This is a genomic window from Micromonospora sp. NPDC049891 (assembly GCF_040660295.1).
GTDB lineage: Bacteria > Actinomycetota > Actinomycetes > Mycobacteriales > Micromonosporaceae > Micromonospora.
In genome coordinates, this window is sequence record NZ_JBFAML010000032.1 from 50,540 (window position 1) to 65,699 (window position 15,160).

Consider the following 15,160-nt stretch of genomic DNA (forward strand, 5'->3'; position numbering starts at 1 on the left):
GGGGAGCGGCTCCTGTGGTCGAGTCAGTCGAGGGTGAGCAGGTCGGCGACCCGCACGGGGGTGCCGGTGTCGAAGGACCGGTTGGCGGCCAGGCCGGTGAGCAGGGCCAGGGCCCCGTCGCGGGCGCTGGCCGCGCGGTGCAGCGGATCGGGTACGCCGCCGAACAGCACCTGGGTCATCCGGGTGTCCGCCCCGCCGTGCCCGTGCCGGGTGTACCCCTCGACCTCGATGCGTTGTGGCGGTGACCAGAAGGGGCGCAGGGTCAGCGTGGCGGCGCCACCCTCGTCGGCGGCCTGGTCGCCGTGCAGCGCGGCACCCTTGAGCGCACCGGCGGCGGCCGGGCTGACGAACTCGCTCTCGGTGACCTCCAGTTCGAGCCGGCCCCGACTGCCGTTGACCATCACCCGGTATCCCTCCCAGGGCGCGTACGCGGTGAGGTGGTAGGTCATGGTCGCCCCGGTGGAGTAGGTGGCCAGCACCGCCATGTCGTCCTCGATGCTGACTCCGGGGGCGAAGACGTTGCGGTCCCGGTGGTAGCCGTCCTCGGCCTCGGCGTCGAGGTACAGCTCGCGCAGCCGGGGGTGCTCGGCCAGGCGCAACGCGAACGGGTCGTCGGCGGCGGCCGGCGAGGCGTGCGCCCGGTCGTAGTCCCGGGCGTAACCGTGACGCCGGCCGGCGGCACCGTAGAAGAACAGCCGGCCGGCGGCGTACACCTGCACGGGTGTGGCGTCCAACCACCAGTTGACCAGGTCGAAGTGGTGGCTGGCCTTGTGCACCATCAGGCCGCCGGAGCTGGCCTTGTCGCGGTGCCAGCGGCGGAAGTAGTCGGCGCCGTGGCGCACGTCGAGCAGCCACTCGAAGTGCACCGAACCGATCTCGCCGACCGCACCGTCGGCCAGCAGCCGACGCACCTGCTCGTGCAGCGGGTTGTAGCGGTAGTTGAAGGCCACCGTCACCCGCCGGCCGGTACGTCGTACCGCGTCGAGGATGCGCTGGCAGCGCGGTGCGTCGGTGGTCATCGGCTTCTCGGTGACCACGTCGCAGCCGGCCTCCAGCGCGGCCACCACGTACTCGTCGTGGGTGACGTCCACCGAGGTCACCAGCACCACGTCGACGTGCTCCTTGACCAGCATCGCGGCGAAGTCGTCCGCGTGGTACGTCGGCACGGGACGGTGGCCCAGCTCGCCGAGCCACCGGTTGTGGGCGTCCATCCGAGCCTGGTTGACGTCGGCGAAGGCGACCAGCTCGGCGGTGTCGGCGTGGTCGCGCACCAGCGCCCGGACGAACATCTCGGCGCGGGCGCCGGTGCCGACCACGGCGTGCCGGGAGCGTCTGCCAGGTTGCGGTGACACCTACCGATCCTCCTCGATCTCTCTGCAAACCTTTGCATTGAAGTAATCACGGTCGATCGGCTCGCGTCAACGAAGGCTCGAAAATCGGCGGTCCTTGCCCTGGTTTGGGGGCTTAACTGTGCATGGAGAGGGGCCTGCCGAAACACAGCTGTAACCATCCACCGTTGACACTGGAGCAACCGTTTGCATTAATTGGCGGCACCGTGACCGCCGACACATCGACGAAGGGGGCCTGGATGCCAGTCACCATCAGGGACGTCGCCCGGGCCTCCGGAGTGCACATCTCCACCGTCTCCCGCACCTTCTCGGCGCCCCACCTGGTCAATCCGGAGACCCGGGTACGAGTGCTCGCGTGTGCCGAGGATCTGGGCTACCGGCCCAACCGTGCCGCCCGCGCCCTCATCACCGGCCGTACCCACAACATCGGGCTGATCATCGCCGACATCGCCAACCCCTTCTTCCCGCCACTGATCAAGGCAGCGGAGAGCCAGGCCCGCCACCGCGACTACCACGTCTTCGTGGCCGACACCAACGAGGACGCCGCCGCCGAGGAGGAACTGGTCCACGCGTTGGCCAAGCAGGTCGACGGGGTGCTGCTGTGCAGCCCCCGGATGAGCAACAGCCTGATCGAGCAGCTCAGCCGGGAGGTGCCACTTGTGGTGGTGAACCGCCAACTGGCCGGGCTGCCGTGCGTGCTGATGGACGTCGGGCAGGGCGCCCGGTCGGCCATCGAGCACCTCGCCGGGCTGGGCCACCGGGAGATCGCGCTACTCGGCGGGCCACGCGGCTCGTGGACCAGCCGGGAGATCCGCCGGGCGGCCAGCGCCGCCGCCCGGGCCGCGGGAGCGGACCTGACGGTGCTCGGCCCCAACCCGCCCACCGAGACCGGCGGTTTCGCCCAGGCCGATCCGGTCCGCCGGGCCGGCGTCACCGCCGTCCTCGCCTACAACGACCTGATGGCGATCGGCCTCCTGGAGGGGCTCGACGCACTCGGGGTCCGGGTGCCGCAGGAGATCAGTGTCGTCGGCGTCGACGACATCTCCCTGAGCCGGCTCACCCGCCCCAAGCTGACGACGGTGGCCACGCCGACCGCGGCCGCCGGCCGGACGGCCGTCGACATGTTGCTGCAACAGGACACCGATGTTCCGCGTACCGCGCGGGGCGGCGGTGCCGGCGTGGCAGTCGGCGTCCGTCGCACCACCGCACAGGTAATGCTCCAGACCGAGTTGGTCATCCGCGACTCCACCGGGCCGGGCCCCTACGCCGGCCGGGAACGTCCCGGAACCGCTGCCGCTGGCCCGGGCCCGCATCGCCGTGCGGACCCGGGCAACCCGATCGTGGCCGCCGGTGACGTCGTCGCCTCCTAACGCCAAGGAGTTGAGCGCACATGCACCCCGCAACGCACCCCACCGTCAGCGCGCCAGACGGGCGCACCTACCGTACCCCCCTGCTACGCCGCCGGCTGCTGCGCGGCATGCTCGCCGCCGTCGTGGCCCTGCCGATGGTCGGCATGGCTGCGGCCTGCGGCGATGACGCCGGCTCCGACGGCAAGACCAAGGTCTCCATCTTCTGGTGGGGCGGCGACGCCCGGGCCCAGCTCACCGAGCAGGCGCTGGACCTCTACACGCAGAAGAACCCCGACGTGGTGTTCGAGAAGACCTGGCAGGCCAACCAGGGCTACTTCGACAAGCTGGCCACCCTCACCGCCGGTGGCAACCCGCCGGACATCTTCCAGATCGACGACAACTTCCTCGCCGAGTACGCGGCCCGCAACACCACCCTGGACCTCAAGCCGTACCAGGACTCGGGCAAGCTCGACACCACGAAGTTCCCGCCCAGCCTGCTCGGATACGGCGTGGTCGACGGCAAGCTCGCCGGCGTCGCCTCCGGCGAGAACACCCAGGGTCTGGTCTACAACAAGACGCTGCTGGAGAAGAACGGCCTGCCCGAGCCGACCACCGGGATGAGCTGGGAGGAGCACATCGCCTGGGCCGAGCAGGTCAGCAAGAAGACGGGCGTACCCGGCACCCAGGACCCCAGCGCCGACTACAAGGCGTTCTGGGTCTGGCTGCGCCAGCAGGGCAAGGACCTCTACTCCGGCACCGACCTGGGCTTCACCGCCGAGGACGTGACCAGGTGGTTCGAGCTGTGGAAGGGTGCCCGGGACCGGGGAGCCACCCCGACGCCGGACGTCATCCACGAGGGCAACGCCACCGACATCACCAAGCAGTTGGTGGTGACCGGCAAGGCCGGCACCAGCTGGGTCTGGGTCAACCAGATGCCCGAGCTGAAGAAGAACACCGCCGACGAGCTGGGTGTCATCGCGTACCCGGGTGACCCGAGCGCCCAGTGGGCCCGTGCCTCGATGTACTGGTCGGTCTTCCGGGGCAGCAAGAACGCCGACATCGCCGTCGACGTGATCAACTTCCTGGCGAACGACCCTGACGCGGTCAAGCTGCTCGGCACCGACCGCGGTCTGCCGTCCAACATGGACCTGCGTCGGGTGGTCAGCGACGACACCACCGACCCGGCGATGAAGCAGTCCATCGAGGTCGAGAACAAGCTGGCCGAGTCGTTCGGCGAGTCGCCGCAGGTGCCGATCAAGGGCCACAGCAAGGTACGCGCCGAGCTGACCAAGGCCGCCGAGAACGCCCAGTACGGCCGGGCCACCCCCGCCGACGCCGCCGCCCAGTTCGTCGAAGCGTGCAAGGCGGCAATCGCCTCCTGACCCGCCGCACCACCGGAGAGGAGCAGTTCGTGGCCCTGACCACGGCGCCCGACCCGACCCGACGCGGCACCGGATCCGTCCGGCCCGACGCCAACCGGCGCGGGACCGGACGGATCCGGCACGGAGAAGGTCTGGCCGGTTATGTCTTCCTGTCGCCCTGGCTCATCGGTCTGATGGGCATCACGGCGATACCCATGCTGTTGTCGCTCTACCTGAGCTTCACCAACTACGACATCCTCACCCCGTTCTCCGAGGTGGAGTGGGTGGGGCTGGCCAACTACGAGCGGATGTTCACAAGCGATCCCTCGTGGTGGCACTCGGTACGGGTGACCCTCAGCTTCGCCCTGATCGCCGTACCGCTGAAACTGGCCGCGGCACTCGGGGTCGCGCTGCTGCTCAACCGGGCCTGGCGCGGAGTCGGGCTGTTCCGTGGCCTGTTCTACCTGCCGTCACTGCTCGGCGGCAGCGTGGCCCTGGCCATCGTCTGGGTCAACATGTTCAACCGGGACGGCGCGTTCAACTCGTTCCTCGCCCTCTTCGGCATTCAGGGCAAGCCCTGGGTCAACGACCCGGACTGGGCGCTGGAGACGCTTATGGTGCTCGCCATCTGGCAGTTCGGCGCGCCGATGGTGATCTTCCTGGCCGGGCTCAAGCAGGTGCCGACCGAGCTGTACGAGGCCGCCTCGGTCGACGGGGCTGGCAAGTTCCGGCAGTTCGTGAACGTGACCCTGCCGATGCTCTCTCCGGTGATCTTCTTCAACCTGGTGCTGGAGACCATCAACGGCTTCCAGGGCTTCACCGCCGCGTTCGTGCTCAGCAACGGCACCGGCGGGCCGGTCGACTCGACCCTGATGTACACGCTCAACCTCTACATCACCGGCTTCACCGACCTGGAGATGGGCTACGCCTCCGCGATGGCCTGGGTGTTCCTGATCGCCATCGCGACCATCACGGTGATCTTCTTCAGCACCGGCCGGTTCTGGGTGCACTACTCCGACGGGGAGGACCGCTGATGTTGGCCGGTACCGTCGCCGCGCCCGTGGCGACCCGCCCGCAACGCCCCCGCAGCCGTTCCTGGCTCCGGTTGGTCGTGCTGCTGGCCATTGTCGCGGTCGTGCTCTACCCGCTGTTCTGGATGATCGGCACCTCCGTCAAGTCGCAGGAGGAGATCGTCAACAACATCGGCCTGCTGCCCCGGAACTTCACCCCGGGCAACTACACGGCCGGGTGGACCAACTTCGACGTCAGCTTCGCCCGCTTCTTCCTCAACAGCGCCATGGTCAGCCTGCTCACCGTGGTCGGCAACGCGGTGAGCTGCCTGCTGGCCGCGTACGCCTTCGCCCGGCTGAAGTTCCGGCTGCGCGGGCTGTGGTTCGCCGTCATGATCGGCACCCTGCTGCTGCCGGGGCACGTGCTGATCGTCCCGCAGTACATCCTCTTCCGCACCCTGGGTCTGGTCGGCGGGGAGTGGCCGTATCTGCCACTGCTGATCCCGCAGTTCCTGGCCACGGAGGCGTTCTTCGTCTTCCTGATGGTGCAGTTCATGCGCGGCATCCCCCGCGAGTTGGACGAGGCGGCGCGGATCGACGGCGCGAACGCGTTCGGCATCTTCCGGCACGTCATCCTGCCACTGAGCCGGCCCGCCCTGGTCACCACCGCGATCTTCTCGTTCATCTGGACCTGGAACGACTTCTTCCGGCAACTTGTCTTCCTGTCCAACCTGAGCGACTACACGGTCCCGGTGGCGCTGACCCTCTTCATCGACTCGACGAGCCAGAGTGCCGTCGGGCCGATGTTCGCCATGGCGGTGCTGTCCCTGCTGCCGGTCTTCCTGTTCTTCGTGGCCTTCCAGCGGATGCTCGTCGAGGGGATCAACACCAGTGGACTCAAGGGCTGACGCCCGCGCCGAGCGGCGCGGGTCGGGGCGGGACTGGCGCGACACCGTCAGCGACGCCGCCGACCTCGCGTTGCTTGGCATCCTGGCCGTGCTCGCCGCGGCACCGGTGCTGACCGCCGGTGCCGCGGTCGGCACCGCCAGCGCGGCCGTGCACGACTGGCTCACCACCGGCAGTTGGCCGCCCGCTCGGCGTACGCTGTCGCGCTTCGGTCGGGCGCTGCTGCCGGGGCTGCCGGTGGTCCTGATCGGGTCGGCCGCCGCCGGGTTGCTCGTCGCGGACCTGGCCGCGTTGGCCACCGGCCGCGTTCCGGGAGGTACGGTGGCGCTGGTTCTCACAATCGTCGTCGCGGCGGCCCTGCTCGGCTACGCCGCCGCGATCGTGGTCGAGGTGGGGCGTGCCGGCGGCACCGGGTGGCGGTCGGCGGTCACCCGGGCCGCCCGCGCCTGCCTCGACCACCCCGCGAACTGGGCCGCGCTCGCCGGCACCGCAGTCCTCGTGGTCGTGCTGGGTGTGCTTGTCACTCCGGTGGCGGTGCCGATCCTGGCCGGGTACGCGCTGGCCGCCGTGCACGCCGTCGCCCGACGCCGTCCGGTCGCCCGCGCGGAGCTGTCGTGACCGACCCGCAGCTCGTCGTCGACGGCACGCCCGTCGCCCGGTACGTGCTCGCTCCCGACCTCGACGTCCGGCACGGGCCCCGGCCGTACCTGCATCCGGTGCGTACCCTGGCCGGCACCCAGGTCACCGACGTGCTGCCCGCCGATCACGTGTGGCACCTGGGTGCGTCGCTGGCCGTGCAGGACGTGGCCGGCACCAACCTGTGGGGCGGGCGGACGTACGTGCGGGGCACCGGCTACACGTGGCGCGCCGACCACGGCCGGATCGTGCACACCGGATGGGAACACCTGGCGACGGACCGGCTCGACCACCGGCTGCACTGGTGTGACCCCGAGGGTCGGGTGCTGCTCACCGAGCGGCGGGTGCTCACCGCCTCGGCGGTGCCGGGTCAGCGGAGCGCGTGGCGGCTCGACCTGACCAGCACCCTCGCCGCGCCCACCGATCGCGACGTCACGTTGGGTAGCCCGGCCACGAACGGCCGCCCCGGCGGCGCGGGCTACGGCGGATTCTTCTGGCGCGCGGTGGCGGCCGAGCCGCCCGAGGTCTTCACCGCCCGGCTGGCCGGCGAGGAGCAGGTCAACGGGTGCGCGGAACCCTGGGTGGCGATGCGGGCACGGGCGCCGGAGGGTGGGGCGTACACCCTGGTCTTCAACGGCCTCGGCGACGGCGACCGGTGGTTCGTCCGGACCGCCATGTATCCGGGGGTCTGTGTGGCCTTCGCCTTCGAGCAGACCCGGACCATCCCGGCCGGTACCAGCCGGCGCGGGCACTACCGGGTGGTCGTCGTCGACGGCCAACTCGACCGGGACACCGCCGCCGCCCTCGCCCGCCACTGACCACCGCCTCAACGCGTCGGGCCCTGGCTCGGCCTCTGGGCGTGGCTCGGCCTCTGGGTCTGGCTCGGCCTCTGGGCCGGCTCGTGAGATGCGGCATGTCGGGGTCTCCGGCGCCAGGGATACCGCGAGATGCCGCATCTCGCAGCGCCGAGCGCGGGGTGCCGAGCGGCGGGGCGGGGGTCGGCGGGCGGCGGGGCGGGGTGACGCCGGGTGGCGGGGCGGCGGGGTGGCTAGGCGTCGGTGGGGTCGTAGGGGCGGCAGGAGGAGCGGACGACCAGTTCGGTGGGCAGCCGGATGTGGGTGTCGCGTTCGACGCCGGCGATCAGGTCGACGAGCAGGCGCAACGCCTCCGCGCCCATCCGCTGCAACGGCTGCATTATCGTGGTCAGCGGCGGGTTGACGAGCGCCGATTCCGGGATGTTGTCGAAGCCGATCACGGACAGGTCGTCGGGGACCGACAGGCCCATGCTCCGGGCGACGTCGATGGTGGAGATCGCGGAGAGGTCGTTTCCGGCGAAGACCGCGGTCGGGCGGTCGGGCAGCGAGAGCAGCTCAGCGGCGGTCTCGGCGGCGCTCTCGATCCGGAATCCGCCGACCCTGACCAGACGCTCGTCCACGGTCACGCCCGCGTCGGCCATGGCCTGCCGGAAGCCCGCCTCACGCAGGCGTGACGATTCGAGGTCGCGGCGGCCGCTGATGTGCCCGATGCGACGGTGGCCGAGTGACAACAGGTAGTTGGTCGCGAGGACGGCACCGGCGAAGTTGTCGGAGTCGACTGTCGGCAGCCCCGACGGGCCGGTGTGCGGGTCGACGGCCACGACGTGGAAGCCCTGCTTGGTCTCCACCACGGTCGGCGTGACGATCACGGCGCCGTCGATGAGCGTGCCCGACAACCGGGCCAGCGAGCGGCGTTCCCAACCGACTGCCGTACCGGCCCCGTCGCCACCGGAGTACGCCAGTAACTGGTAGCCGGTGCCGGCGACCTCCACCGAAGCGCCCTTGAGCAACTCGGTCGAGAACGGCTCGAACTCGGCGACCAGGATGCCCAGCACATTGGTGCGGTGACTGCGCAGGCTCTGCGCTCCCAGACTGGCTTCATAGCCGAGTTGGCGGATGACCTGCTGGACCCGTTCCACGGTCGCCTGTGCCACTCCGTAACGGCCGTTCACCACCTTGGATACGGTCGCCACGGAGACGCCGGCCGTGCGGGCCACGTCCGACATCTTCACACGCTGGGGAAACACCACGCCGATGATGATAGAGGGCCATCGGGCCGGTTACGGAGACGAGTCGAAAACGTTATCGACACCGATTGACACTGGGTTACCCGACTGAAAAACTCGCTCAGGCCGAGCACCCGACTGACTGGTCGAGGAGACATCGATGGCTATAAAGCGCCGTGCAACCACCTTTCTAGCGCTGTCCATGACAACCGCACTACTCGTCGCCGGCTGCGGCGGCGGCGGTGAGGACGAAGCACCCGCCGAGAGCGAGCTGTTCAAGAACCCGGTCACGCTGACCTGGTGGCACAACGCCTCCCAGGACGGTCCTGGTAAGACCTACTGGGAGAAGGTCGCCAAGGACTTCAACGCGCTGCACCCCACGGTCACTATCGAGATCGAGGGCATCGAGACCAACCAGCTCCAGCGCACCCGGCTCCCTGCCGCGCTGCTGAGCAACGACCCGCCGGACATCTTCCAGGCGTGGGGCGGCGGTGAGATCCGCGAGCAGGTCGAGGCCGACTACCTCAAGGACATCACCGAGCAGGTCAAGGACGAGGCTGCCAACATCGGCAGCGCGGTCGAGATCTGGCAGGTGGACGGCAAGCAGTACGGCCTGCCGTACCGGATGGGCATCGAGGGCATCTGGTACAACAAGGAGCTGTTCCAGCAGGCCGGCATCGCCGCGCCGCCGACCACGTTCGACGAGCTGAACGACGCGGTCACCAAGCTCAAGGCGATCAACGTCATTCCGATCGCCGTCGGTGCCGGTGACAAGTGGCCGGCCGCGCACTGGTGGTACAACTTCGCGCTGCGCGCCTGCTCGGTCGACACCCTGCGCAAGGCCAGCCTCGAGAACAACTTCGACGACCAGTGCTTCGTCAAGGCCGGCCAGGACCTGAAGGCCTTCATCGACACCAAGCCGTTCCAGCCGAACTTCATCGCCACGCCGGGTCAGAACGACCCGACCAGCGCCAACGGTCTGCTGGCCAACGGCAAGGCCGCGATGGAGCTGATGGGTGACTGGAACAAGGGCACCCTGGACACCGTGACCGAGGACCAGGAGGCGCTGAACAAGTTCATCGGCTGGTTCCCGGTTCCGGCCATCGCCGGTTCCGCCGGTGACCCGAAGGCGGCTCTCGGCGGTGGCGACGGTTTCGCCTGCGCCAAGAACGCCCCGGCCGAGTGCGTCGAGTTCCTCAAGTACATCGTGAGCCCCGAGGTGCAGAAGGGCTACGCCGAGACCGGCACCGGCCTGCCCGTCGCCAAGGGCGCCGAGGACGGCGTCAAGGACCCGGCCCTCAAGTCCATCCTGGAGGCCACTACCAGCGCCACCTACGTGCAGCTCTGGCTGGACACGGCCTTCGGCAGCACCGTCGGTAACGCGATGAACGACGCGATCGTCGCCATCTTCGCTGGCAACGGCACCCCCGAGAAGGTTGTCGAGGCCATGAAGGCGGCCGCGCGCAAGTGACGTCGACCAACCCGACCCTGGACCTCGCCGGCGGCGCATCCGCGCCGCCGGCGGGACCCCGGCCCGCCCGGCGCTCGTCAGCTCGGGCCGCCGAGACCCGACGCAAGTGGTACGAGATCATCGGGCTCACGACACCAGCCGTGATCGTCTACGTGATGTTCGTGCTGGTCCCGATGGGCTTCGCCTTCTACTACAGCCTGTTCCGTTGGCGCGGCGTCGGACCGCCCACCGACTACGTGGGCTTCGACAACTACGTCCTGGCGTTCCAGGACCCGATCTTCCTCGACGCGCTGCGCAACAACGCGATCATCGTGTTCGGGTCACTGTTGATCCAGGGGCCCATCGCCCTGGGCGTGGCGCTGCTGCTCAACCGCAACTTCCGCGGCCGGACGGTGTTCCGCCTGCTGGCCTTCGTGCCGTACGTGCTCGCCGAGGTCACCGTCGGCATCATGTGGAAGCTGCTGCTGTCCGACGCCGGCACGGTCAACGCGATGCTGGAGTCGATCGGGCTGGGCAGCCTGGTGCAGGCGTGGCTCGCCGACCTCGACGTCGTCATCTGGACGCTGCTGGCCGTCCTCACCTGGAAGTACGTCGGTTTCGCCATCATCCTTCTGCTCGCCGGCCTGTCGAACGTGCCGCAGGAGCTGAACGAGGCCGCCGCGATCGACGGCGCGAGCTGGTGGCAGATCCAGCGTCACGTGACGCTGCCGCTGCTGGGGCCCACGATCCGGATCTGGATGTTCCTGTCCATGATCGGTTCGTTGCAGGTCTTCGACGTGATCTGGGTGACCTCCGTGCCCGCGGTGCGGTCACTGGGTGCGTCGGCAACCATGGCGACGTACATGGTGGACAACGGGTTCTTCGCCCGCCTGTGGGGCTACGGCAACGCGGTGGCGGTCATCCTGTTCGCCATCTCGTTCGTCGCGGCGGTGCTGTTCCAGCGCTTCCTCCTGCGTCGTGACATCGAGGGCGCCATCACCAGAAGGGCAAACTGATCGTGGCCGCGAACGCCGTCCTTTCGCCAACCGCCAAGCGCCGCCCGGTGTCGTGGGGGAACCCGCTCACCTACGCGCTGGCGCTCGCGGTCGCAGCCGTGTCGATCACTCCGGTGGTCTACGTGATCATCGGCGGCTTCCGTACCACGCCGCAGATCGTCGCGGATCCGGCCGGACTGCCCGACCCATGGGTCTGGGACAACTACGCCCGGGTGTTGACCCAGAGTGACTTCTGGCGGCAGGTGTTCAACAGCGCCGTGGTGTCCCTGGGCACCACGATCGGCGTCGTGGTGCTGGGGGTCTGTGCCGCGTTCGTGCTGGCCCGCTACACCTTCCGGGGCCGCGAGGTGCTCTACACCTTCTTCACCCTCGGTCTGCTGTTCCCGGCCGGAGCGGCGATCCTGCCGCTCTACCTCATGCTGCGCGACCTCAACCTGATCAACTCGTACTACGCGGTGATCCTGCCGCAGGTCGCCTTCGCGTTGCCACTGACGATCGTGATCCTGCGACCGTTCCTCACCGCCATCCCCCGCGAGTTGGAGGACGCGGCCGCCATCGACGGCACCGGCCGGCTCGGCTTCCTCTGGCGCATTCTGCTGCCCCTGTCGCGGCCTGCGCTGGTCACCGTCGGTATTCTCGCCTTCGTCACGAGCTGGAACGCGTTCCTGCTGCCGCTGCTCGTGCTCGGTGACGCGAGCCTGCACACCCTGCCGCTGGGTGTACAGAACTTCTCCAGCCAGTACACCTCCGACACGGCGGGAATCCTCGCCTTCACCTCGCTGGCAATGCTGCCGGCGCTTATTTTCTTCACGTTCGCCGAGAAGCAGATCGTCGGTGGCCTCCAGGGCGCGGTCAAGGGCTGAGCGGCAGCGGCACGAACACAAAGGGGTAACACAGCATGACTGAGGTCCGCGAGGTCGTGGGCGGGCCGGCACCGGTGCCGGCCCAGACAGGATCGGGCCACCACCGGCCCGACCGGTACGGGTCCGATGGCGAGACGCGTGTCCGTGAACTGCTCGGTCAGATGACGATCGAGGAGAAGATCGCGCAGCTCGTCGGCTTCTGGGAGAAGGCGGAGGGCGAGGCCGTCGCGCCGTTGCAGGGCGAGTTCGGCGACATCGGCAGGCTCGAGGACTTCTCCCGGCACGGGCTCGGCCACCTCACCCGCGCCTACGGCACCCGACCCGTGGAGGCCGTATCGCGGGCGTCATGGCTGTGGAAGTTCCAGTCCGACCTGGTGACGGGCACCAGGCTCGGTATCCCGGCGATCGTGCACGAGGAGTGCCTGACCGGGCTCTCGGCATGGAAGGCGGCGACCTTCCCCACCCCGCTGGCGTGGGGAGCCGCCTTCGACCCCGACCTGGTCACCGAGATGGCTGCCGCGATCGGGGCGTCGATGCGGGCACTCGGCATCCACCAGGGACTCTCCCCGGTGCTCGACGTGATCCGTGACCCCCGCTGGGGGCGGGTCGACGAGTGCATCGCCGAGGACCCCTACCTGGTCGGCACCCTCGGCACGTCGTACGTACGTGGCCTTCAGTCGCAGGGCGTGCACGCCACGCTCAAGCACTTCGTCGGATACTCCGCCTCACGCGCCGGGCGCAACTTCGCGCCGGTGCACGCCGGTCCGCGCGAGCTGGCCGACGTGCTGCTCGTGCCGTTCGAGATGGCACTCCTCGACGGCGACGCGCGCTCCGTGATGCACTCCTACGCCGAGATCGACGGCGTGCCCGTGGCCGCCGACCCGACGCTGCTGACCGGGGTGCTGCGGGACAGGTGGGGCTTCGACGGCACGGTGGTGGCCGACTACTACGGGGTGGCGTTCCTGAACCTGCTGCACCAGGTCGCCGGTGACCACGCGGACGCGGCGGTGCAGGCGCTGACCGCGGGCGTCGACATCGAGCTGCCGACCGGGGACGCGTACCTGACCCTGGCGGAGTCGGTGCGTACCGGCCGGCTCGACGAGTCGGTGATCGACCAGGCGGTGCTGCGGGTGCTGCGGCAGAAGCTGGAACTCGGGCTGCTGGACGCCACCTTCACCGACGAGCCGGCCCAGGTGGTCGACCTCGACTCGCCCGAGCACCGGGCGATCGCCCGTCGCCTCGCCGAGAAGTCGATCGTCCTGGTCGCCAACCAGGACGCGTTGCCGCTGCCGGCGGGCCGCCGGATCGCGGTCATCGGGCCGAACGCCGACCGGCAGGGTGCGCTCTTCGGGTGCTACTCCTTCCTCAACCACGTGCTCGTGCAACATCCCGACGTGGAGACCGGCATCGAGGTGCCGACAGTCCTCGACGCGCTACGCGCCGAGTTCGGCACCGAACTGATCACCTCGGCGCACGGCTGCGAGGTGGACGACGACGACCGCTCCGGCTTCGACGAGGCGGTGGCCGCGGCCACCGCGGCGGATGTCGCCGTACTTGTCGTCGGCGACCACGCTGGCCTGTTCGGGCGTGGCACGGTCGGCGAGGGCTGCGACCGGGACGATCTGGAACTGCCCGGTGTGCAACGGGAACTTGTCGAGGCGGTGCTGGCGACCGGCCAGCCCGTCGTGCTGGTGCTGCTCACCGGCCGGCCGTACGCGATCGACTGGGCGTTGAGCCGCTGCGCGGCGGTGGTGCAGACGTTCTTCCCCGGTGAGGAGGGCGCCGGTGCGATCGCCGGGGTGCTCTCCGGGCGGGTCAATCCGTCGGGCCGGCTGCCGGTCAGCCTGCCCCGCTCGGCGGGGGCGCAGCCGTACTCGTACCTGCATCCGACGCTGGGTGACGGCAACGAGGTGACAAACCTGCTGGCGACGCCCGCGGCGCCGTTCGGCCACGGTCTGTCCTACTCGACGTTCGAGTACACCGACCTCGCGGTTCCGGCCACGGTGCCGACCGACGGGGCGTTGACGGTGAGCGTGCGCGTCACCAACACCGGCGCGGTGGCCGGCGACGACGTGGTTCAGCTCTACGGCCGGGACCTGGTGGCGTCGGTGACCCGACCGGTGGCGCAGCTCCTCGGGTACCAGCGGGTCCACCTGGCGCCGGGCCAGTCGGTCACGGTCACGCTGACGGTGCCCACCACCCGGCTGGCCTTCTCCGACCGTACGCTCACCCGCGTGGTGGAGCCCGGCGACGTCGACCTCTGGGTCGGCACGAGCGCGCGCCGCGACGTCGAGGCGTCGACCACGTTCGTCGGTGACGTCGTGCCGGTCACCAACGCCTCCGCCCGCTGGACGACCGCCGAGATCAGCTGACTCCGGGGTAGCCGGCCACCGCCGCGATGGGTGGCCGCCCGGGCGACCCAGGGCAGTTCCCGATGATCGGGAACTGCCCTGGTGCGTCTGCGCTTTGAGCGCGCGACTCAGCTGGCCCGTCGGCGGCGGCGCTTCGTCGGCTTCGCCCCGACCGTCGGTGCCGGTGCGGCCGGACGCCCCGGCTCGTCGTCGGTGCGGTTCGCGCCAGCCTGCGGCGTGCTGACGCGCTGCCCCCGGCCGGTCGTGCCGCTCGGGAGTGGCGGATACCTGCGCAGCATCCAGGTCTGCTGGCCGAGCGAGAAGAGGTTCGTTGTCACCCAGTAGATGATCACGCCGATCGGGAAGATCAGTCCGGAGACGAGCAGCGAGACGGGAATGCCGTAGAGCATCAGTCGCTGCACCATCCGTTGCTGCGGGTTCTCGGCCCAGCCGCTGCGCAGGATCAGTTGACGGCTGGACAGGTAGGTCGTGACGATCATCGTCACGATCAGTACGGCGGCCACGATCCGGACCGTGGCGCCGTCGGCTCCGAGCAGGGCCAGGTCCTGCCCGCTGGAGCCGAAGCTGCCCGCGATCGGGGCACCGAACAGGGTGGCCGACGAGGCGCTGTCGAACTGGGTGACCGACCACCCGTACAACGTCTTCAGGTGTTCCGGCATCGTCGGTTTGAGATGACGCAGCACGTGGAGCAGCCCGAGGAACACCGGGATCTGCACCAGCATCGGCAGGCAGCCCATCAGCGGGTTGGCCTTCTCCACCCGGTAGAGCTCGACGAGTTCCTTCTGCAGGGTCTCGCGGTCGTCGCGG

Annotated in this window: 13 protein-coding genes; 10 read left to right on the forward strand and 3 right to left on the reverse strand. The window is 69.5% G+C overall.

What is annotated here, in order from left to right:
- Positions 1-23 precede the first annotated feature (23 nt).
- The gene (locus tag AB0I71_RS28170) at positions 24-1,352 is read right to left on the reverse strand and encodes a Gfo/Idh/MocA family oxidoreductase (RefSeq protein ID WP_357589655.1); all 1,329 of its coding nucleotides are present in this window, start codon (positions 1,350-1,352) and stop codon (positions 24-26) included.
- Positions 1,353-1,588: 236 nt separating this feature from the next.
- Between AB0I71_RS28170 and AB0I71_RS28175 the strand changes: the two genes are divergently transcribed.
- Genes AB0I71_RS28175 through AB0I71_RS28200 form a run of 6 tightly spaced genes read left to right on the forward strand, consistent with a single transcriptional unit; the run spans position 1,589 to position 7,429 of the window.
- Positions 1,589-2,719 (forward strand): LacI family DNA-binding transcriptional regulator, encoded by a 1,131-nt coding sequence (locus AB0I71_RS28175; protein ID WP_357589657.1) that lies wholly within the window; start codon positions 1,589-1,591, stop codon positions 2,717-2,719.
- Between the two features lie 20 nt (positions 2,720-2,739).
- The gene (locus AB0I71_RS28180) at positions 2,740-4,080 is read left to right on the forward strand and encodes an extracellular solute-binding protein (RefSeq protein ID WP_357589659.1); all 1,341 of its coding nucleotides are present in this window, start codon (positions 2,740-2,742) and stop codon (positions 4,078-4,080) included.
- Between the two features lie 29 nt (positions 4,081-4,109).
- Positions 4,110-5,093 (forward strand): sugar ABC transporter permease, encoded by a 984-nt coding sequence (locus AB0I71_RS28185; RefSeq protein ID WP_357589661.1) that lies wholly within the window; start codon positions 4,110-4,112, stop codon positions 5,091-5,093.
- Positions 5,093-5,977, forward strand: a complete 885-nt coding sequence (locus AB0I71_RS28190; protein ID WP_357589663.1) for a carbohydrate ABC transporter permease — start codon at positions 5,093-5,095, stop codon at positions 5,975-5,977. The genes AB0I71_RS28185 and AB0I71_RS28190 overlap by 1 nt, the downstream gene beginning before the upstream one ends.
- Entirely contained in the window at positions 5,961-6,593 is a 633-nt protein-coding gene (locus tag AB0I71_RS28195) for a hypothetical protein (protein WP_357589665.1), read from the forward strand. Before AB0I71_RS28190 ends, AB0I71_RS28195 begins: the two co-directional genes overlap by 17 nt.
- Positions 6,590-7,429, forward strand: coding sequence for a PmoA family protein (locus AB0I71_RS28200; protein ID WP_357589667.1), 840 nt, complete (start codon positions 6,590-6,592; stop codon positions 7,427-7,429). Before AB0I71_RS28195 ends, AB0I71_RS28200 begins: the two co-directional genes overlap by 4 nt.
- Before the next feature lie 230 nt (positions 7,430-7,659).
- Here AB0I71_RS28200 and AB0I71_RS28205 read toward each other — a convergent pair whose 3' ends face one another.
- On the reverse strand, positions 7,660-8,676 hold the full coding sequence (locus AB0I71_RS28205) for a LacI family DNA-binding transcriptional regulator (RefSeq protein WP_357589669.1): 1,017 nt from the start codon (positions 8,674-8,676) through the stop codon (positions 7,660-7,662).
- A gap of 136 nt (positions 8,677-8,812) precedes the next feature.
- Between AB0I71_RS28205 and AB0I71_RS28210 the strand changes: the two genes are divergently transcribed.
- The 4 genes from AB0I71_RS28210 to AB0I71_RS28225 are packed head-to-tail and all read left to right on the forward strand — an operon-like array spanning position 8,813 to position 14,353.
- Positions 8,813-10,123 (forward strand): extracellular solute-binding protein, encoded by a 1,311-nt coding sequence (locus AB0I71_RS28210; protein ID WP_357589671.1) that lies wholly within the window; start codon positions 8,813-8,815, stop codon positions 10,121-10,123.
- Positions 10,120-11,118, forward strand: a complete 999-nt coding sequence (locus AB0I71_RS28215) for a sugar ABC transporter permease (RefSeq protein WP_357589673.1) — start codon at positions 10,120-10,122, stop codon at positions 11,116-11,118. Before AB0I71_RS28210 ends, AB0I71_RS28215 begins: the two co-directional genes overlap by 4 nt.
- Complete coding sequence (locus AB0I71_RS28220; RefSeq protein WP_357589683.1) at positions 11,115-11,981, forward strand: carbohydrate ABC transporter permease; 867 nt, start codon at positions 11,115-11,117, stop codon at positions 11,979-11,981. The genes AB0I71_RS28215 and AB0I71_RS28220 overlap by 4 nt, the downstream gene beginning before the upstream one ends.
- A gap of 35 nt (positions 11,982-12,016) precedes the next feature.
- Positions 12,017-14,353, forward strand: a complete 2,337-nt coding sequence (locus AB0I71_RS28225) for a glycoside hydrolase family 3 N-terminal domain-containing protein (RefSeq protein WP_357589675.1) — start codon at positions 12,017-12,019, stop codon at positions 14,351-14,353.
- A gap of 107 nt (positions 14,354-14,460) precedes the next feature.
- Here the strand turns inward: AB0I71_RS28225 and yidC are convergent.
- Positions 14,461-15,160 (reverse strand): membrane protein insertase YidC (gene yidC, locus AB0I71_RS28230; RefSeq protein ID WP_357589677.1); only part of this gene is annotated, 700 nt, incomplete at its 5' end.